At 66.7% G+C, this 20,157-nt stretch carries 10 protein-coding genes and 1 tRNA gene; 8 read left to right on the top strand and 3 right to left on the bottom strand.

Annotated elements, in window-relative coordinates; all coding sequences use genetic code 11:
• Window positions 1-13 precede the first annotated feature (13 nt).
• From ACLARN_RS01090 to ACLARN_RS01075, 4 genes are all read left to right on the top strand, one after another.
• Window positions 14-4,120: a LamG-like jellyroll fold domain-containing protein gene (locus ACLARN_RS01090; protein WP_409489402.1), complete on the top strand. Its 4,107-nt coding sequence runs from the start codon at window positions 14-16 to the stop codon at window positions 4,118-4,120.
• Between the two features lie 54 nt (window positions 4,121-4,174).
• Complete coding sequence (locus ACLARN_RS01085) at window positions 4,175-10,990, top strand: RHS repeat-associated core domain-containing protein (RefSeq protein WP_409489401.1); 6,816 nt, start codon at window positions 4,175-4,177, stop codon at window positions 10,988-10,990.
• Window positions 10,991-10,995: 5 nt separating this feature from the next.
• Window positions 10,996-11,514 (top strand): DUF4262 domain-containing protein, encoded by a 519-nt coding sequence (locus ACLARN_RS01080; protein WP_409489400.1) that lies wholly within the window; start codon window positions 10,996-10,998, stop codon window positions 11,512-11,514.
• 396 nt (window positions 11,515-11,910) lie between these two features.
• Window positions 11,911-12,204, top strand: coding sequence for a YiaA/YiaB family inner membrane protein (locus tag ACLARN_RS01075; RefSeq protein ID WP_409489399.1), 294 nt, complete (start codon window positions 11,911-11,913; stop codon window positions 12,202-12,204).
• Here ACLARN_RS01075 and ACLARN_RS01070 read toward each other — a convergent pair.
• Together ACLARN_RS01070 and ACLARN_RS01065 are read right to left on the bottom strand one after the other, a co-directional pair.
• A complete protein-coding gene (locus ACLARN_RS01070) occupies window positions 12,201-13,958 on the bottom strand; it encodes a hypothetical protein (RefSeq protein ID WP_409489398.1) in 1,758 nt (585 codons plus the stop codon). The genes ACLARN_RS01075 and ACLARN_RS01070 overlap by 4 nt on opposite strands.
• 310 nt (window positions 13,959-14,268) lie before the next feature.
• Window positions 14,269-14,341: transfer RNA gene (locus ACLARN_RS01065), tRNA-Gly, on the bottom strand.
• A 197-nt stretch (window positions 14,342-14,538) separates the two neighbouring features.
• Between ACLARN_RS01065 and ACLARN_RS01060 the strand changes: the two genes are divergently transcribed.
• The 3 genes from ACLARN_RS01060 to ACLARN_RS01050 all read left to right on the top strand — a co-directional run bounded on the left by ACLARN_RS01060 (window position 14,539) and on the right by ACLARN_RS01050 (window position 17,547).
• The gene (locus ACLARN_RS01060) at window positions 14,539-16,104 is read left to right on the top strand and encodes a sigma-70 family RNA polymerase sigma factor (protein WP_409489397.1); all 1,566 of its coding nucleotides are present in this window, start codon (window positions 14,539-14,541) and stop codon (window positions 16,102-16,104) included.
• A 106-nt stretch (window positions 16,105-16,210) separates the two neighbouring features.
• On the top strand, window positions 16,211-16,651 hold the full coding sequence (locus tag ACLARN_RS01055; RefSeq protein WP_409489396.1) for a DUF983 domain-containing protein: 441 nt from the start codon (window positions 16,211-16,213) through the stop codon (window positions 16,649-16,651).
• A gap of 32 nt (window positions 16,652-16,683) precedes the next feature.
• Window positions 16,684-17,547, top strand: a complete 864-nt coding sequence (locus tag ACLARN_RS01050) for an Fpg/Nei family DNA glycosylase (protein WP_409489395.1) — start codon at window positions 16,684-16,686, stop codon at window positions 17,545-17,547.
• 1 nt (window position 17,548) lies between these two features.
• Here ACLARN_RS01050 and ACLARN_RS01045 read toward each other — a convergent pair whose 3' ends face one another.
• On the bottom strand, window positions 17,549-18,670 hold the full coding sequence (locus ACLARN_RS01045; RefSeq protein ID WP_409489394.1) for a serine hydrolase domain-containing protein: 1,122 nt from the start codon (window positions 18,668-18,670) through the stop codon (window positions 17,549-17,551).
• Between the two features lie 177 nt (window positions 18,671-18,847).
• Here ACLARN_RS01045 and ACLARN_RS01040 point away from each other — a divergent pair, with 177 nt between their 5' ends.
• The gene (locus tag ACLARN_RS01040; protein ID WP_409489393.1) at window positions 18,848-20,143 is read left to right on the top strand and encodes a histidine kinase; all 1,296 of its coding nucleotides are present in this window, start codon (window positions 18,848-18,850) and stop codon (window positions 20,141-20,143) included.
• Window positions 20,144-20,157 lie beyond the last annotated feature (14 nt).

Below are 20,157 nucleotides of genomic sequence, written 5' to 3'. Positions count from 1 at the left end.
TTTCGCATCTCCGGTGGAAGCCGCTTCCCCAGCGCCGTCGGCGGTACCGAATTCCGCTCCCGACACCGCGTCCGCGACGAAGTTCGCCAAGGAGGGCCGGAAGAAGGTCCGGATCGACGACCTGACCTCCGAGCGATCGGAGACTGTCGCCAACCCGGACGGCTCCCTGACACGGACGCAGAACACCCGTCCGGTCCGGGTCCCTCGTGACGGTGATTGGGTGCCCGCGGACTCGACGCTGAGCTCCGGCCCGAACGGGGCACTGTCGCCGAAGGCCGCGATGGCCGACATCTCGCTGTCCGCCGGACGGCGAGGCGACGTCCAGACCGCGGGGACCTCGCCTCTGCTGCAACTGAGCGCCAACGGCACCTCGGTGGGGCTCGATTGGCCGGGCGTGCTTCCCCAGCCGGTGGTTTCGGGTGCCACGGCCACCTACCCCGAGGTCCTTCCCGGGATCGACCTCAAGGTCGAGGTCGACGTGGACAAGGTCCACGAGGTCGTCGTGATCAAGACGCCGGAGGCGGCGAAGAACCCGGCCATCGCGAAGATCAAGCTCGGTCTCCCGGTGAAGAACGGCCAGGTCACGAAGGACGCCGACGGTGCTCTGCGGGTCAAGGACCCTAAGGGGGCCGACGTCTTCCTGGCCAAGGCGCCCTTGATGTGGGATTCGTCGGGCGTCGAACCCGGCTCGGTGGATTTCGTCCGCGGCCCCGCGGCGGGCGGGCGCCAGGCCAAGGTCGCGACCGAGATCTCGGGTAAGGCGCTGCTCCTCACCCCCGACGCCGACCTGCTGGCGAACGCCGCCTACCCGGTCTACGTCGACCCGACCTGGCAGACGAACTACTGCGCCAACTGCGGTCGCAACCACTACCTGGTCCAGCACGCCTGCGGTGCTTCGAAGACGCCGGGCGAGGCGGCATGGGACTCGGGCGACCAGCTCAAGGCCGGGTACATCTACGACTCCAGCTCGAGCTGTGCGGGAAACCTCGTGACCGCGCGCTCCTTCGTGGAGATGAACCTCGGCGGCCTGGCTGGGAAGCTGATCTACACCGCGCAACTCAACCTGGCGGTGACCAACTCGAAGGATTGCGGCGGCTCCAACAACGTGGTGCTGACCAATCCGATCGTTCCAGGGCTGAAGTTCGGGAGCGGCCCGGCACTGGGCAACTGGCTCGGAGGCGTGAGCGGCTGCCCGACCAACGTCGGGTTCGACGTCCTCCCGACCATCGTGAGCCTGGTGAACGCCGGCGGGCCGACCTTCACCTTCGGCATCGTCTCGCCCAACGAGAACGACCAGAAGACCTGGAAGAGGTACTCCACCCAGGTCGGGTTCTCGGTCACCTACAACTCGCGTCCGAACGCGCCGTTCAACCTCGCCATCGTCAACGGGACTTCGACGCATTCCTGTGTCCCGCCCGTCCCGGGCATGCCGCGGATCCGTCCGGTGCTCGGCCGCACCAGCACCGGTTACGTGGTCAAGGCGAACGTCCAAGATCCGGACGGCGGCATGCTCTACACCGGTTTCCGCGTCTACAAGGGCTGGGTGAGCACCGGGAACTACGCCTGGGACGGTCGTGAAGCCGGAGTCGACAACGTACTGAGCGACTCCAACGTCGCCAATCGCAACGCTCAGGCCACTTTGTCCACCGCGTCGATGAACGCGGACGGGATCTACTCCTTCGACGCCCATGTCACCGACGGCCGCGAAACCAGCTGGGCGGGCGCTTGCGAGGTCGAAGTGCAGCTGTCCGCTCCCGCCGCGCCATCGGTGTCGTCCCAGACGTATCCGAGTGGCAGCTTCGGAGGCGGCCCCGGCCGCGCGGGTGACTTCACCTTCGCGGTGGCCAACACTCCGACCTCGGTCGGAAGCTACGTGTGGAAGCTCGACAACACCGCGCCGCCCACCTGCAACGGGACCGAGCCCGGAACCGTGAAACCCGCCGCGTACAGCGGGCCCGCGACCGTCGCCATCGCCCCGCAGACGAAGGGGACGCACGTCCTGAGTGTCTGGTCGTGCAACCGGGCGAAGACCCCGTCGACCAGGGTCGACTACAACTTCAGCGTCCGCGACGTCACGGCGCCTCTCGCGTCCTGGCAGTTCGAAGGCGACGGTGCTTCCCAGGCGACCGGCCTGCGTTACGCCGGTGAGGGTCGGGGCGCGTTCACCGAGGGGAAGATCGGGGAAGGCGCGGCCCTGTCCGGCCAGGCAGGCGACTACTTCGCGACCGGTGCGCGGGTGGTGGACACGACGAAGTCCTTCTCGGCTTCAGCCTGGGTGAACCCGGCCGGGCTGAACAGCAGGCGGGTCGTGCTGTCCCAGGACGGCAGTCAAAGCAGCGGTTTCGCCTTGCAGTACCACGAATCCGGCAAGTGGGCCTTCAGCATCGCCGATTCGGCTCAAGCCAACCCCGCGCAGAGTTCCGCTTTTTCCACCTCCGCTCCGGCGGAAGGGACATGGGCGCATCTGACCGGCGTGTACGACGCCGCCGCGAAAACGGCGACGCTCTACGTGAACGGGCAAGCGCAGGCCACGGTCGCCGCCACCGGCTCCGGCGGTGCGGGACCGTTGGTCGCGGGCGGCGGAAAGGCAGGCGGTGGGCGGACTTACCTCTACGCCGGGAAACTCGACGAGGTCGCGCTCTTCGACCGCGCGCTGACCGCGGCGGAAGTCGTTTCCCTGCACGGGAACAACGGCGTTCCGACCGGTCTTTCGGCCATCCGTGAATACGCGTTCGAGAGCAGCACGGTGGACGCGACCGGAAACGACGGTGCGCTCACGTTCGCTCCCGGTTCGGGGTTCGCGACCGGCTACAGCGACTCCGCCGGGCAATCCGCCACGGAGAGCAAGGTCGGACAGTCGTCCGGGCAGGCTTTCGTCAGCAACGGAACCGCTTACGGGCAAACGAAAACACCGATGATCGACACCGCGCAGAGTTTCACCGTTTCGGCGTGGGTGAAGCTGGCCGATACCAACGGTTACTACTTCGTGGCCGGACAAGACGGCATCCGCTCCAGTGCCTTCCAGCTGCGCTACTCCCCGGACGCGAACCGGTGGATCATGGGGATTTCGTCCGCCGACGACGATGGGGACGCGTATCGATGGGCGTCCTCCACCAGCATCCCGCAGGCGGGTGTCTGGACACATTTGACCGGCGTCTACGACACTTCCACGGCCAAAGTGCTGATCTATGTGAACGGTGTTCTCGAAGGGCAGACAGCCATTCCCGCAGGGTCCGCCTGGACCGCGACCGGCGGCTTCGCCGTCGGGCAGGTGCGGTGGCACGGCCAGCCGTCGCCCAACTTCAAGGGCAGCATCGACCAGGTCCAGGTCTGGGACCGCGCACTTCCCGCCGCCGAGACCGCGGGACTCGCGAACACCGCTGTGCTCCGGGCGAACTACCAGCTCGACGGCAGCACAACCGACGGGGTGACCGGCGCGGCCGGTGTCGTCTCGGGCGGCGCGGCCATGGTGAGCGATGACGGCGTCAACGTCGCGAAGTTCGACAAGACCGCAACCGGGCAGATCGCGGCGGCACGCCCGGAAAGTTTCCGCGGGGACCGCAGTTTCACGGTCGAGGCGTGGGTGAGGCACCGTTGGACCGCCGAGGACGTCGCCGCGGCGAAACTGGCGAACCCAGCCAACAAAACCGGTGTCGACGAGGTGGGCCGTGCCGCTGTCGGGATGGATTCCGCACAGTTCCCGCCCTTCATGCTCGGGTACCGGGGCATCAAGGACCAGGCAGGCAATTGGCAGGGCCGGTGGAGCTGGATGATGGGTTCGTCGACCGCCACCCCGACGAATCCGTTCGCCTGGTTCGCGGTTTCCGACAGTAACGCCTCCGACGGCGTGTGGACCCATTTGACCGGGACGTATGACGCGACCACCGGTACGTCGTGCTTGTCCGCCTCCACGGACGAAATGCAGTACACGCCGGTCTGTCTGACCAATGTGACCGGGTGGAACGGTGCCAGCCCGCTCGAAGGGCTGCTCATCGGCAGAGGTGCCTGGACCGGCAACAAATCCGACTACTGGTACGGCGATGTTCGCGGAGTTCGCGTCTACACCGGTGTGCTGGACCCGCAACGCATCGCCGCGGACATGATTCTCGACCACCCCTGATTTCTCTTTTCCGGCTTGGCAGACGCTCCATTTGAACCTTGGGCAGGCTTCGTCATGCGTAAAGACACCCGCTGGACCCGCATCGGCCGGTTTTCCCGGGTCACCGCGCTGGCCGTGACCGCGATCATGCTCGCGTCCGGTGGCGCGGCGATCGCGCTCGAAAGCAAGGGGAGCACACCGGGCTGGTCGCTTGGCCCAGGCCAGAAGGACCAGAGCGTCCCGGTCACGCCGCTCGTCGCCCCGCCATCGCCACCTCCGGTGGTGCCTGACGCGAAGGTGACTCCGCCGGTTTGGCCGGGAGCGGCGGAATCCGAGGTCGAAGTGCTCGCCGGCCGTCAGCCGCAGGGGCTCGGCGTCCAGAACGCCGCGAACGGCACTCCGGTGAAGGTCGGCTGGGCACGGGCGAAGGACACCGCCGCCACCAAAAAGGCACCGAAGGTTCGCGTCCGCGTCGCGGACCAGAAGGCCAGTGAGGCACTCGGACTCCACGGCGTGGTGCTCTCCGTGACCGACACGGGCGTTGGCACCGAGCCGGTGAACGTCGCGGTGGACTACCGGGCGTTCGGGAGCGCCTATGGCGGCGGCTGGGCCGATCGGTTGCACCTGGTGGAACTGCCGGGCTGCGCGCTGGTGACACCGGCGAAGGCCGAGTGCCGGACGAAGACCCCGGTTGCCGGGACGGTGAACAACGGCAAGACACGGCAGGTCTCGGCCGACGTCGCGCTCGGCGGTGCCGCGCCCCGGGTCTTCGCGGTGACAGCGGCCGCGAGCGGCTCCGCCGGAAACGTGTCCGCCCAGCCATTGTCCGCGGCCGGGTCGTGGTCCAGCGGCGGGTCTTCCGGAAGCTTCTCCTACAACTATCCGTTCGCGGTCCCGTCCGCGCCCAGTGGCGCGGCACCGAGCCTCGCGCTTTCGTACTCGTCCAGCGGCGTCGACGGGCTGACCTCCGCGACCAACAACCAGGCGTCCTGGGTCGGCGACGGATGGGACTTCACGCCAGGCGGTTACGTGGTCCGCAACTACCTGCCGTGCAGCGAGGACCTCGGCGGCAACAACGGACAGACCAAGACCGGCGACCAGTGCTGGGGGATCGACAACGCGACCCTCGTCCTCGGCGGGAAGTCGACGGAGCTGATCAAACTCGCCGGGACGAATCAATGGCGGCCGAAGAACGACGACGGCTCCAAGATCGAGCTGCTCAACGGCGCCGCGAACAACGCACAGGACGGGCAGCACTGGAAGGTCACCACCGGTGACGGGACCCAGTACTTCCTGGGACTCAACCGCCCGCCCGGATGGTCGTCCGGGAAAGCCGAGACCCAATCCACCTGGACGGTCCCGGTGTTCGGCAACAACGACGGCGAAGCCTGCTACAAGCCGAACAACTTCGCCGGCTCGTCCTGCCGTCAGCCGTGGCGCTGGAACCTGGACTACGTGGTGGACCCGCACGGGAACGCCAGCACGTACTACTACCAGACGGAGATCAACTACTACGGGCTCAACCAGAACGTCACGACGAACGGAACCGAGTACACCGCGGGCGGATACCCCCTGCGGATCGAGTACGGCCTGCGCCTGAAGGACGGCAGCGTCTACGGTTCCGCGCCCACGAACCAGGTCGTCTTCGAAACCGCGGAGCGCTGCCTCCCGTCGGGAGCGGTCACCTGTGCTCCCGCGCAGCTGAACTCGACGACCGCCGGCTCTTGGCCGGACGTCCCGTTCGAACAGATCTGCGCGAAGGACAAACCCTGCGACTACGGGTCACCGGCGTTCTTCACCCGCAAACGGCTGACCACGGTCCGGACGCAGTACAACAACGCGGGCTCGCAGACCGATGTCGACGTCTGGAACCTGGCACATACGTTCCCCGGCACGGGAGACGCCTCCCCGTCCGCGCTGTGGCTCTCCTCGGTCACCCACACCGGGAAGGGCGGCGGTGGAAGCATCACCCTCCCCGCGACCACGTTCGGCGGATTCATGTTCGCGAACCGGGTCGACACGGTCGACGACAAGTACTCCCCGATCACCCGCTACCGGGTCAACGAGATCAGGACCGAGACCGGCGGGCGGATCGGTGTCGCCTACTCCGGCCCTGATTGCGTCGCGGGGACACGGATGCCCGCGTCACCCGAGACCGACACGATGCGGTGCTACGCGTCGTTCTGGAGTCCGCCGGCGGCGAAGGACCCGGTCCTCGACTGGTTCCACAAGTACGTCGTCACGGACATTTCCGAAGAGGACCTGACGGCAGGCGGGGTCGCGGTCAAAACGCATTACGACTACCTCGGCGACGCCGCCTGGCACTACGACGAAGGTCAGTTCACGCCCAAGGAGCGGAAGACCTGGAGCCAATGGCGTGGCTACGGCGTGGTGCGGACGTCCATCGGCCAGCCGTCCGCCACCCAGACGGTGACGGAGTCGTTGTATCTGCGCGGGATGGACGGCGACCAGCTGCCGAACGGCGGTAAACGCACGGTCTCGGTCGAGGACTCCGAAAAGGGAACGATCGTCGATCAGGATCCCTTGCAAGGGTTCCTCCGGGAGTCCAGGACCTACCTTCCCGGCACGACGACGGTGGACAACGCCGCCATCAACGACCCCTGGGTACGCGGTCCGACGGCGACGAGCGCGGACGGCCTGCTCAAGGCGCATTCGGTGGACACCGCAGCCGTGCGAGGCCGCACCCTGCTGTCCGACGGCAAGACCTATCGCCGTAACCAGGTGAACAAGAAGTTCAACGACAACGGTCTCGTCATCGAGCAGGAAGATCGCGGCGACACCGGCGTCGCCGCGGACGACACGTGCACCAAGACGACTTATGTCCCGAACGCCGCTACGGGGATGTTCGACAAGTCGAGCGAAGTCGTGATGTTCGCCGGGGTTTGTTCGGGTACGGCGACGGCGTCCACGGTCATCACCAACGTCAAGGTCTCTTATGACAAGCAGGCCTTCGGTGTCGCGCCGTCGGCGGGCGACATCACGCGCACGGACACGCTGAGCGCTTGGGACGCCGCGGGGAAGAAGTTCGTGACGACCGCGACGAACGAGTACGACGCCTACGGTCGTGAGACGTTGTCGACCGACGTGGCGGGTGCGGTGACGAAGACCGCGTATGTGCACAGCGCCGGAGGACAGGTCGCCGAGGTCGCCGTGACGAACCCTCTCGGCTGGGTGTCGACGACCACCAAGGAGCCCGCGCGGGGGAACCCGCTGTTCTCGGTCGACGTGAACAAGGTCCGCACGGACATCACCTACGACGCTCTGGGACGCAAGACCGCGGTCTGGAATCCGGGGCGCAGCAAGCTCGATGGTGACAAGGCGACAGCGACCTTCGCCTACACCGACGCGGCGACGTCGCCGACCGCCGTTCCCACCACGGTGGCGACGAAAGCCTTGCAGGACAACGGCGAATACACGACGTCGTACGCGATCTACGACGGTCTCGGGCGGACGAGGCAGGCGCAGTCCGCGGCGTCCGGCGGCGGACGGATCATCAGCGACACCGTCTACGACTCACGCGGACTCCCGTTCAAGTCGAACAACGGGTACTTCAACAACGCTTCCGGGCCCGTCGCGAACCTGGTGACCGTCGCGGACAACACGGTGCTGAACCAGACCGTGACGGAATACGACAGCCGTGCCCGTGCGACGGCGTCGATCCTGATGTCCAAGGGTGTCAAGCAGTGGCAGACGTCGACCCTCTATGGCGGCGATCGGGTCACGACCATTCCGCCGCGGGGCGCGTCGCCGCAGACCGTGGTGACCGACGTACACGGGCAGACCGTCCAGCGGCTCCTCTACACCGACGGGTACACGCCGGGAGCGGCCAATCCGGCCGACGTCACGAACTACACGTACAACGCCGCGGGCGCCATGACGTCGATGGCCGACGCGGCGGGCAACATCTGGTCGACCGGTTACGACTTGCGCGGCCGCAAGGTCTGGCAGTCCGATCCGGACGCGGGGAGATCGACCTACACCTACGATGACGGCGGACAGCTGACGTCGACCACCGATTCGCGTGGCAAGGCCACCTTCTACAGCTACGACAAGCTGGGACGGAAGACCCAGACCACCGCGGATTCGCCCACCGGCACCAAACTGGCGAGCTGGACCTACGACTCGATCACCAACGGGATTGGCCTGCCCGCCTCGTCGACCCGGTGGGTGGGCACGGACGCGTACGTCACTCGCGTCGCGGCCTATGACAAGTACGGCAGGCCGACCAAGAAGGCTGTCGACGTCCCAGCCGCCGAAAAGGGTTTAGCCGGGACGTATGAGTTCAGTACCGCCTACACAGCGACGGGCGCTGTCGCGTCCACGGTGAGCCCGAAGGCGGGCAACCTGCCGCTCGAACACGTACGGCACACGTACAACGAGCTCGGGCTGCCGTCGACGACGTATGCGATCGACTCTTCGGGCACGACCACGAACCTGGTGTCGAAGACCGATTACACCTCTTTCAACGAGATGTCCCGTATGCAGTTCGACGGTGAGAAGTCCACCGCGAACGTCGGCGTGACCCAGACCTACGACGAGATCACCCGGCGCCCGCAGACGACCACGGTCAACCGGGTGACGCAGATCGGATCGCAGCTGACCAACCGGACCTACGGCTACGACCCGGCTGGCAACGTCACGAAGATCTCGGACACCCCGTCAGGTGCGCCGTCCGACACCCAGTGTTTCGAGTACGACTACCAACGGCGCATGACCGAGGCGTGGACTCCCTCTTCGGGTGAATGCGCGACGGCCAAGTCGGCGTCGGCGCTCGGTGGTGCCGCGCCGTACTGGAAGTCGTATTCCTTCGACAAGACCGGCAACCGGACGAAGGAGGTCGACCACAAGTCGACCGGCGACGTCACGAGTACTTCCACCTATCCGGCGGCAGGGCCGACCGCCGTCAAGCCACATGCCCTGCAGAAGGTGGACACGAGCGGCCCGAACGGCACGTCGACGAGCGGCTACACCTACGACGACGCCGGCTCGATGCTGACGCGGAACGTCGGCGGCGATACCCAGACGTTCAGTTACGACCACGAAGGAAGAACCGCCGGGGTCGCGACGCCGACGGGGGAGAGCAAGTACATCTACGACGCCGAAGGCAATCGGCTCGTCACCCGCGCTCCGACCGGCGCCACGCTGGCGATCGGCGACCTCGAACTGGTCATCACCACCGGCACGACCGGGGTGACCGCGACCCGCTTCTACCAGCACGGCGGGGTTCAGGTCGCTGTGCGTGTCGGTGGGTCCAGTCTCAAGTGGATGCTCGGTGACCTCCACGGCACGAACGGCCTGGCAATCTCCGCGGGAACACTCGCCCCCACCCAGCGCTACATGGACCCGTTCGGCAACCCACGCGGTCCCGCGCCGTCCACTTGGCCGGACAAGCACGGTTTCGTCGGTGGCTATCAAGACGCGACCGGTCTGACCCATCTCGGCGCACGCGAGTACGACCCGGCGCTCGGCCGGTTCACCAAGACCGACCCGGTGCTGGATCCCGCGGTCCCGCAGCTGTGGAACCCGTACGCCTATGCGAACAACTCGCCGGTGACCATGACGGACCCGTCCGGCATGTCGGCCTGTTTCCACATGGGCGAGGACGGCCTGTTCTGCCGCGAAGGCACCGAACAAGCCGCCTCTTGCGGCGGCAGCAAGAGCTGCACTGTCATGGCGAGTTCGCCGTCTTCGCCGCAGGGACAGCGCTACGCGGCCGAACAGCGGGAGAAGGCCAAGCGGGGCTACAACGAGAAGTCCTACAAGGAAGCGCAAGCCGTCGTGAAGAAGTCCAAATGGGACGTCTTCGTAGACGCGGCCGGTGAGTTGATCAAGAGTCTCATCGGCTGGGACGACATCATGGGCTGTATCGAGGGCTCGGTCGGCTCGTGCATCAGCACCCTCCTCAACTTCATCCCCTGGGGCAAGATCCTGAAGGTCGGCGAGATCGTCGCCAGCTTCTGGAAGGGCGCGCGGGCTCTAGCGACCTTCGGCCGCGAAGTGGAGAAGGCCCAGAAGGTCATCGCCGACACGGAACGGATCCTCGCCGACGCCGAGATGGCGGCGAACGCGGTCCAAGTTGTGGTGGCCGTCAGCGAAGGTGAGGGCGTCGTCGGCGCTGCGGCCGCGGCCATGGGCGGTGCCGACGCGGCGAGCAGCTCGAGCTGCAACAGCTTCGTCCCCGGTACGCGGGTCCTCATGGCGGATGGCACGACGAAGCCGATCGAGCAGGTGACACTTGACGATCAGGTGCAGGCCACCGATCTGGAGACCGGCAAGACCACGGCTCGGAAAGTTGTGGCCACGATCATCGGCCAAGGTCAGAAACGCCTGGTCGAGATCAGTATCGTCGACGGGGCACCGATCGTGGCCACCGATGGTCACCCGTTCTGGGCACCCGACCTGCGGGAATGGGTCCCCGCCAGCGCGCTGACGGTCGGAAGCTGGTTGCAGACCAGCACCGGTACCTGGGTACAGGTCACCGCGGTTCGGACCTGGGACGCGCCCGCCCGCGTCCACAACCTCACCGTCGATGTCGACCACACCTACTATGTGGATCTCGGGTCCGTAGCGCTTCTTGGGCATAACGCGTCACGCTGTGAGCCAGGCTCGCGTCCGGGTAAGAATTTTACCCCAGCGGGGAAGCGTGAAGTATGGGGGGAGAATGCTGGTTCCCACAACGGCGTGTACATATGTGAGTCCTGTGGAGCTGAGGTCGTCAAGCCCAAAAGGCATCAACGAGGGATCACGCCACCGACAAACGAGGGTCAAGTTGATCATGTGGTACCCAAGTCGCATAATGGGTCCGGTGATCCGTCAAACGGGCAGTTGCTGTGTCGAGTGTGCAACCGGGCAAAGTCGAACAAGTGGTGACATACGTGAAGCATGATGAGTCGTGTGATCTTTGCGGTATTGATCGAAAGAACTCTGTGTCCGGAATTCCACAAGCTGTGCGCGTCATATCTGACGTCAGGGAGTACGACTACCACAAGGTTGGCGTGTTTTCGGAGGACGCCGACGAACCGGACTTCGGCTATACCGTGGGGCTTGAGCATGTTCTCGGGCACCCAGAGGTCTTGGTTATCGGACTTGACATCGAAACAGAGTTTGCGGTTATCGACAACTTGGTTGAATTGATAAGATCCGGTTCTGTATTTGGAGATATGATTCGGACGGATTTGGCACTTGAAGGCGTCGAGGCTTGTTTCCGTCTGCTGAATAAGGATCTCTATTCGGAGTATGTGCAGCAGGCGGTGAATTTTTACAAGACAGACGAATTCTCGGTGTTGGTGCTGTATTGGCCGGATAAGGATGGACTTTTTCCGTGGGAGGAGGGGGCATCGAGTTACCTTTTGGAGCGCCAGCCGGTCTTATGGTCGGCCGATGCTGGCGATTAGCTCGCAGGTGAGCCGAGTGGTAGGGCGCGAACTGGTCACGAACACGCTGCCCCGAGCTTCGTAGTGATCAGGCTGTCCTCTCGACGTGGCTGGTCAGGTATCGGATGACTGCACCATGCGCAGGCAACAAGCAAGAAATGGTCCAGCCGCTAGGGCAGACCAGGTGATCTCGCCCAGCAGATAAATCAGGCCTGAGTGCACCCTCGATAGGTGATCTATCGCGGAACCCCCTCTCGCCGGTAGCACATGCTTCGAAGATCTCCGCGGCCGCCGAGCGCGACGACGACCTGTCCTGGTTGCGCCGACCATGATGGACGGCCACGAGATCTGATCGCGACACCTTCTTGAGTAGGCATACTCAAGACATCGGGCGGCCGTCGGCGCACCTTGGTACGCATGACGAAAACCTCCGCAGCGCCTCCCACCACCGTCGCGTTCTTCGTCCAGGCTGCGCTCTCGTTCGGTCTCGCGCTGATCGCGGTCGTCATCGGCATCTGGTACCTGCCGGTCGACGGCTGGGTCCGCGGCTTCCTCGCCCTCGGCATGCTCTTCCTGACGACCTCGGCGTTCACCCTCGCCAAGTGCATCCGTGACAGGCAGGACGAGAACACCGTTGTCAGTAGAGTCGACCAGGCACGGGTCGACAAGCTCCTCGCCGAGCACGACCCCTTCAAAGCGCCCGCCCTCTAGCCCTTTCCGGCGTCCTTGATCGTGGTGATGCGGTGGTAGACGCCGTCGCGATAGGCGAGGACGACCGGGTCCTTGACCTCCGGCGCCGCGACGGCCTGCCAGCCGGAGCGGCCGGTGCCGTTCATGAACTGCGAGATGTCGTCGCGGGGGAGACCGACCGTGCCGCCGCCGACGACCTTGCCCGAGCCGTCCGTGATGAGGATGCATTGGGCCTGCTGTCCGCCGATGAGCGCCCAGCCGTTGATCTGCTTGTCGCCGGTCACCGGCGCGGTGTCGACCGCGCCCGCGGTGTCCTTGGTGCCGTAGCCGGGGCCCTTGAGTTCGACGGCCTTGGCGAGGTCGACGTTCGTTTCTAGTTCCGGTCCGCCCGCGCCGCAGCCCAAAGTGAAGTCTGGGACGAACGGGTAGATGCCCATCGCCCGTTCCTGCTCGAGGAAGTCGGGGTAGGCGAACATCTTGCCCATCACGTTGCCGGCGTTGACCTGCATCGCCACTCCGAGGACGGGCTGGTACGCGTAGCGGTACCGGGTCGCGCCCGCGGCGGTGTTCCCGATCGCGTAGACGCACAGCGTCATGACCAGCGCCAGCGGGATCGCCTTCAGTCGCAGTGCCCGCGGGCCGCGAGTCACCAGCAGTACGAGTACCGCGCAGACGCCCAGGAGCCCGATCCCGACGTAGCGGGGCGACATGCCTTCGGTGGCGTTGTAGCCGCCTCGGCTGACGCCGATCATCGCGCCGTTCAGCGTCACCTGGGCGGCGAGCCCGAACCAGCCCGCGACGGCGGCGACCGGCGCCTGGCCGTCGAGGGTTCCGGTGAAGTTCTCGGTCTTGGCCGTGAGCCGCTGCTTCACGGCTGCCGCGATCAGGACGCCGAAGAGGCCGACGGTCAGCGCGCCCGCCAGGAACGCTAGATCAGGGGACTTGGTGGACCAGGACTGGCCGATGGTGCTGGTCATCGCGCCGAGGTAGGTGTCGGCGCCGACGACGTTCGGCTTCTGGTAGCTCGGTGGCCACGGCGCGAGGCGCCAGAGGATGAAGACGACGAGGCCGAGGCCGAGCGGCAGCGCGGTCCTGATCCGGCTCTCGCCGCGGAGCCAGAGGACGAGCGCCAGGACGATCCAGACCGGGAACGCCACACCGTGCCCGAGGCTGCCCATGAAGGCGAAGAGGAAGGCGGGGATCAGCTTGCCGTGGTGCGCGAAGGCGATCGCGATGACGGCGGGTGCGAGTCCGAGGAGCCACTGGACGCCCATCATGCCGTCACCGAAGTACTCGACCGTGCCCGCGGAGAACACCAGGCCGGAGAGTCCGGCGACGACGCCGGCACGGCGCAGGCCGGTGAGGGTGCGGGGCAGCATGCTCCACAGTGCGGCGAACATGCCGGCCGCGAGGACGACGCTGAGGAAACCGAGCGGTGGCTGGGTCCCGGCGAACAGTTTCGCGTCGAGCCAGAAGACGATGCCGACCAGCACGATCGGGTGTTCGTGGTAGAGGTGGAACAGCTGAGCGACGTCGAGGTCGCCGTTCTTGTCGGCGATCAGGCCGAGGACGACCCAGTAGTCCGCGTGGTTGATCTTGGGCGCGCGGACGACCTCGGCGATGGACAACACGATGGGTACCGCGGTCAGCGCCCAAAGGGCCCAGTAGGGGAGCCTGTCGAGCAGGCCTCGCTTCGCGGGTTTGCCGGACTCAGGCGTCTCCCGCTCGGCTTCCATGGTCGCGACGGGACCGCCGTCGCGCACGCTCTCGCTCATCCGTGTTTCCCCACCTCGAAGATCCGGCCCACAAAGTACCGAACGCCCAGGTGACGACCGCCGCCAGCAGGCCGACATATGCACAAATCCGAATTACTACGGTCGTGTGACTCCGCTCACCGAACCTGTAGCACTTAGTAACCAAGAAGAACAACGGAGAAACCGAGGAACAAGAAGATCAACGTGCCCCATGCCCACCCGAAAAGGTGAGGTGAACGAACCGTGGGGGTCCGGGGGGCTCGGCCCCCCGGGGATTATGGCGAGCAAGCCATGGTCCAGGCGTTCCCTGGACATACCTCGCCCACTTGCGAGCGGATGACGGGATTCGAACCCGCGACCCTCACCTTGGCAAGGTGATGCGCTACCAGCTGCGCTACATCCGCATGTAACTCGCTGCTTCGACACTCGTTTGAAGCAGTGGGACAACCATACACCGACCGTCAGTAGCCGTTTTGACCCACCCCGGCACGTGCTCCGGTGTCACGCCTGGCGTACAAGGGGTGACGACGGCTGCATACCTCCGTATGGTGTCCCCATTCGACCGAATGGTGAGTCCTTCGGGGAGGAGGTGCCTGGCCGGATGACCGAGCAGGGCACAGTGCCGCTTCAGGCGGTCTCGGAATCCGACGAGCAGGCATTGCTCCAACGGCTCCGCGAGGGGGAGGACGCCGCTTTCGGGGAGCTTTTCGAGCTTCACGCCGCCGCGGTGCGGCGGCTCGCGCGCAGTCTGGCCTCCGATCGGTCGGAGGCGGAGGACATCACGGCCGAGACTTTCTTCCGGGTGCTTCAGGCGCTGCGCCGGGGCGCGGGTCCGCGGGACTATGTCCGGGCGTATCTGCTGACGGTGGCTCGCCGGGTGTCGTGGGAGTGGCATGGCGCGCGTCGTGACGTGCCGGTGAGCGACGACGAGCTGACTTTCCGGGCCGGGGCGGGGGCGGACACGCATGCCCGTACGGCCGAGCATTCGCTGATCACGACCGCTTTCACGAGTTTGCCGGAGCGCTGGCGTTCGGTGTTGTGGCAGACGGAGGTCGAGGGTGAGCAGCCCTCGATGGTCGCGCCGCATTTCGGGTTGAGCGCGAACGCGACGGCGGCGTTGGCGCGTCGGGCGCGGCAGGGGTTGCGGGCGGCGTATCTCCAGGCGCATCTGTCGGTGAACCGCGGGCCGGATTCGTGTCGTGCGGTGGTGGAGAAGCTCGGCGGGTTCACCGCGGGCAGTGTCACCGGTGCCGAGGCTCGCCGGATCAAGGCTCATCTGATCGGGTGCCAGTCCTGCCGTGCCACGCACGACGAGTTGCGTGACGTCTGTTCTTCGCTGCGGGCGCACGCCGGTGTGGTGGCCCTGCTGGTGCCGGGTGCCGCCGGGATCTACGCGAGCGGGTCTTCCGGGGCGTTGTCCGGGCTGGCCGCGTCGGTCAAGGGGATCTTGCTCGGGTCGAAGGTCAAGGTCGGGCTGGCGGTGGCCTCGACGGCCGCCGCGGGCGCGGTCGGGATCGTCGCCGGTCCGGCCGTGTTCGGCACCGACGTCACCCACACCATCGGGTTGTCCGGTGGCGGGCTGCCGGAGCTGGCGTTGTTGCCGGCGCAGGTCGCCCCGCCGGGCCAGGGCGGGCCGGTGGAGATCCCGCCGCAGCGGATCGCCGAGGACCAGCTGCACGGCAAGGGCTCCCAGCCGATCGAGACCGGGCGGGGCCCGGCGGCGGAACTCGGCGCGGCCGACGTGCCGAGCCTTCCCGGTGCCGGCAATGCCGGCAAGTCGCGGAAGGAACTCGTCGGCGACGACATCCATCAGCCGGAACCACAACAGCCCCAGCCCCAGCCTGGCCTGGTCCCCTCGCAGGAGGAGACGTCGCCGCGCAACGAGGTCCCGGAGACCGGCTCGAACCAGACCACCTCGAAGCGGGACGACATCCCGCCGTCCGAGGGGTCGCTGAGTCCCACGACGACCACGCCGCGGGAGTCGACGGATCCGAACAACAAGCCGGAGTCGACCACTGACCCGGAAGGGTCCACTTCGCCGGTGACAGGCACTCCTGAGAGCACGACCGAGACGCCGTCCGGCGAGCCTTCGGAGGACGAGCCGAGCCCAGTGAAGCCCACTTCCCACTATCCGGAACCGGGCGTCGACTACCCCACGTGCCCGTAACGCTCGAGAGGGACATATCGCCTTCGAACTCTCGCGAATCCAGCCGTGATCACGGTACGGTGGAGCTCGCTCACCACGAGCGAGCGGCCGCGCGGGAGGCGACTGAATGAACCGGCTGGTGCACGGCGAGGACGGCCGTGACTGGGTGGTCCGAGCCCAGATGGAATGGCGTGCTCCCGCGACTGCGGACGACTTCGAGCACGATGTGGCGGGCAGCTACGGTCCGGGTATCGCGATGATCGTCGTGACGGCGCTGCTCGCGATCGTGCTCATCACGTGGACCCCGGCGGACGTGATGATCCCGTCCTGGGTTCCGCTGGCGCTCTTGCTGATCGCGTTGTTCTTCCCGCTGCGGTGGATCCTGCGCCGCCCGTGGACCGTGGTCGCCGAGACCGAGGGCGATCTGGCGGGCGACCGGCCGTCCGAGCGCTGGGTGGGCACCATTCGCGGCATGTTCACCGTGCGCGGCGAGGTCTCGAAGATCACCAAGACCATCCAGAAGCACTCGCTGCCGGATTTCGACGGCCCGCTGCACCCGGTGGAGTAGTCGAAGCGGCCTGAACGCGCGAGACTGGGGCCATGCCCGAGTTACCCGAGGTCGAAGCGCTCGCTCACCACCTGCGTGAACACGCGGTGGGCAAGACGGTCTTCCGCGTCGACGTGTCGTCCCTCAGCGTCCTGAAGACGGCGACACCGCCGTGGACCGAACTGCACGGCCGCGAGGTCACCGGGGCCGGTCGCTTCGGCAAGCATCTCGACCTCGTCGCCGGCGATCTCCATCTGGTCGTCCACCTGGCAAGGGCGGGCTGGCTGCGCTGGTCCGACGCCTTGTCGCCGACGCCGCTCAAACCCGGCAAGGGGCCGATCTCGCTGCGCGTCCACCTCGACGCCGCCGCCGGGCCGGGCTTCGACCTCACCGAAGCCGGCACGAAGAAGGGGCTAGCGGTCTGGATCGTGCGCGATCCGGAGAAGGACGTCGCCAGCATCGCGCGGCTCGGGCCGGACGCGCTGTCGCTGGACCGGGCTGGACTCGAGAAACTGTTCGCCGGGCGCACCGAGCGGTTGAAGACGGCGCTGACCGATCAGTCGCTGATCGCCGGGATCGGCAACGCCTACTCCGACGAGATCATGCACATGGCGAAGCTTTCTCCTTACGCCACAACCGGAAAGCTGTCCGAAGGAGCGCTGGACGGGCTCTCGGAGGCCATCCGCGAAGTGCTGACCAGCGCCGTGACGCGTTCGGTCGGCCAGTCCGCGGCCCGGCTCAAGGGGGAGAAGTGGTCCGGGCTGCGGGTGCACGCGCGGACCGGGCTGCCGTGTCCGGTCTGCGGCGACACGATCCGCGAGATCTCGTTCGCGGACAAGTCGTTCCAGTACTGCCCCACCTGCCAGACCGGCGGCAAACCACTGGCGGACCGGCGGATGTCGCGACTGTTGAAGTGACTCAGCACAGGGCCACGGCCACGGCAGGGAGCGGACTGCTTGGCAGCGGCGCCTCGTGTGCCACGTCCTTTGCCAGGTCGTACACGTTCAACGCCAGCACGATCTGCTTCGAGCCGTCCTCGGTGCTCATCGAGACGCTGTAAAACCCTGGCCCCGCCCCGGTGTTCCCCCAGACCGTCTTCGGACCGCCCGGGCACGGCAGGTTGAGCGTCTCGACACCGGCGCCGTACGCGCCGAACTCGCTGTACGGCGCCAACCGCTTGAGTTCGGCTTGCTGCGCGGGTTCCAGGAGCCGTCCCGCCAGCAGCGCGCGATGGAACGTCGCGAGATCGCCGACCGTCGACACCATCGCGCCGGCGGTCCAGTCATACGACGGACTGAACACGGTCATGTCCTTCGCGGGCTCGCTCAGGTCGTACCCGTGCAGATGCGGGCCGCGCAGGAACGGCGACCAGACCGGGAAATACGTCCGCTCGAGACCGAGCGGGCCGAGGAGCCGCCGCTGGATCTCCTCGCGGACATCGTGGCGGGTGACCTTCTCGATCACCTTGCCCAGCAACAGGAATCCCGTGTTCGAGTACTCGGTCCCGGTGCCCGGCGCGAACGAGGGCGGATCGACGAGCGACCGCCGGATCACCTCCGATGGCGTGATGATGTGCGCCCGGTCGCCCCGCACGAGGTACGGGTCGAAGAAGTGCGGATCCAGCGGATCGTGCACCCCGCCGGTGTGGTTCAGCAGCATGCGCAGCGTGATCTTTTCCGGCTGGTAGCCCGGTCCGCGGACCACGCCGGGGAGTCGCCGCTCGATGGTGTCGTCGAGCGAAAGCGCGCCTTCACCCGCCAGTTGCAGGACCACCGCGGCGACGAACGCCTTGGTGTTGCTGGCGATCCGGAACCGGTGGTGCGGTCCCGCGAGTTCGCGGGTGACCGGGTTCGCGTACCCGGCGCCGAACCGCGAGACCGCCTCACCGTTCCGGACCTCGACAACCGCGCCCGGGAAACCCCCTTTCGCGACCAGGTCCCCGACCGCCGCGCGGACCGGATCGCCCGCCGCGGCCGCCGTCCCCGCCGTCGCGCTCGCCAGCAGGACCCCCGCCAGCGCACCCGCCGCGAGTTTCCCCATTCCGCGCATTGTGTTCCTCCCCCGGAAGCGATTGCCTGCGGACAGTCTTCCCGGTGCCACGGGGAGTGACCATGGGGAGAACCCCCGGTCTTGGGTAGGGTCGACCCCACCCTCAGTTGTCACAACTCAACGGAAAGTGGGGAGCAGACCTTGCACCCGGTTGGTCGAGCGCAGAGCATGGACGCCGTGTCCGGGCTCGAGATCGCGCAGATCATCCCTTGGGGTGTCGCGTTGCTCCTCGCGATTCTCGTGGTCGTCCTGCTGATCAAGCTGCGGCGTCCCGCGAGCATCGTGGAGAACGCGGTGCTGCAAGCCGTCCACCGGATGTCGAAGGCGACGCCCGACCTCCGCGAGGGGCTCGACGAACAGGTCGCCGACAAGATCACCAGTCAGCTGCTTGAGATGCTCGACTGCGTCGCCGTCGGCATCACCGACAGCGAAGGCACGCTGCTGTCCTGGGACGGCGAGGCCAACGACCACTACGTCGATCTCGTCGACGCCATCGGCAACGCGATCCGCAAGCACCGCCGCGAGGTCGTCGCGCACGACAAGATGCCGTGCAACCACCGCGGCACCTGCCGGATGCGGACCGCGGTGATCGTGCCGCTGATCGTCGAGGGCGAGACCGAGGCGGCGCTGCTGGTCGTCGGGCGCACACGCGGGCGGCTGGTGCAGATGGCCGACGCGGTGGCGCAGTTCGTCTGCACCCAGTTCGAACTGGCGCGCCTGGACGAATCGAAGAACCAGCTCCAGCAGGCCGAGATCAAGGCGCTGCGCGCGCAGATCTCGCCGCACTTCGTCTACAACGCGCTCAACACGATCTCGTCGCTGATCCGGACAGACCCGGAAGAGGCGCGAGAGCTGCTTCAGGACTTCGCCGACTTCACGCGCTACTCGTTCCGGACGTCGGGCATGTTCACCTCGCTCGCCGAGGAACTGCGGAACATCGACCGGTACCTGACCATCGAGAACGCCCGGTTCGGCGGGCGACTCGAAGTGCGGATGAAGATCGCGCCCGAGGTGCTTTCGGTGGTCGTGCCGTTCCTGATCATCCAGCCGCTGGTGGAGAACGCCGTCAAACACGGCCTCGCGTCGAAGCCGTCCGGCGGCTGCGTCACGGTGATCGCCGAGGACTACGGCGCCGAGGCGCTGATCAGCGTCGAGGACGACGGCATCGGCATGGAGCCCGCCAAACTCGCGGACCTCCGCAGCCAGCACCGCACCGGCGCGCACGTCGGCCTCGGCAACATCAACCAGCGGATGCAGCAGGTGTTCGGCCGCGACTACGCGCTCATGGTCGAGACCGCGCCCGGCGCCGGTATGAAGGTCACCCTGCGGGTGCCGAAGTTCATGCCCGGTGTGCGGCCCAACCTGCCGGACTTCTCGGCCGACAGCGCAGCGGTCCCGTCTCAGGGCGGCTCGAACGAAGCCAGCGGGGTGACCGGTTCGCGCAGCGGCGTGCTGCCGTCCTGAACGTCGGTAACCTG

Source organism: Amycolatopsis sp. cmx-11-12 (assembly GCF_046269425.1).
In the GTDB taxonomy this organism is placed as follows: Bacteria; Actinomycetota; Actinomycetes; order Mycobacteriales; family Pseudonocardiaceae; genus Amycolatopsis.
The sequence above is the reverse complement of the archived record's forward strand: the minus strand, read 5'-3'. Positions and strand labels throughout refer to the sequence as shown.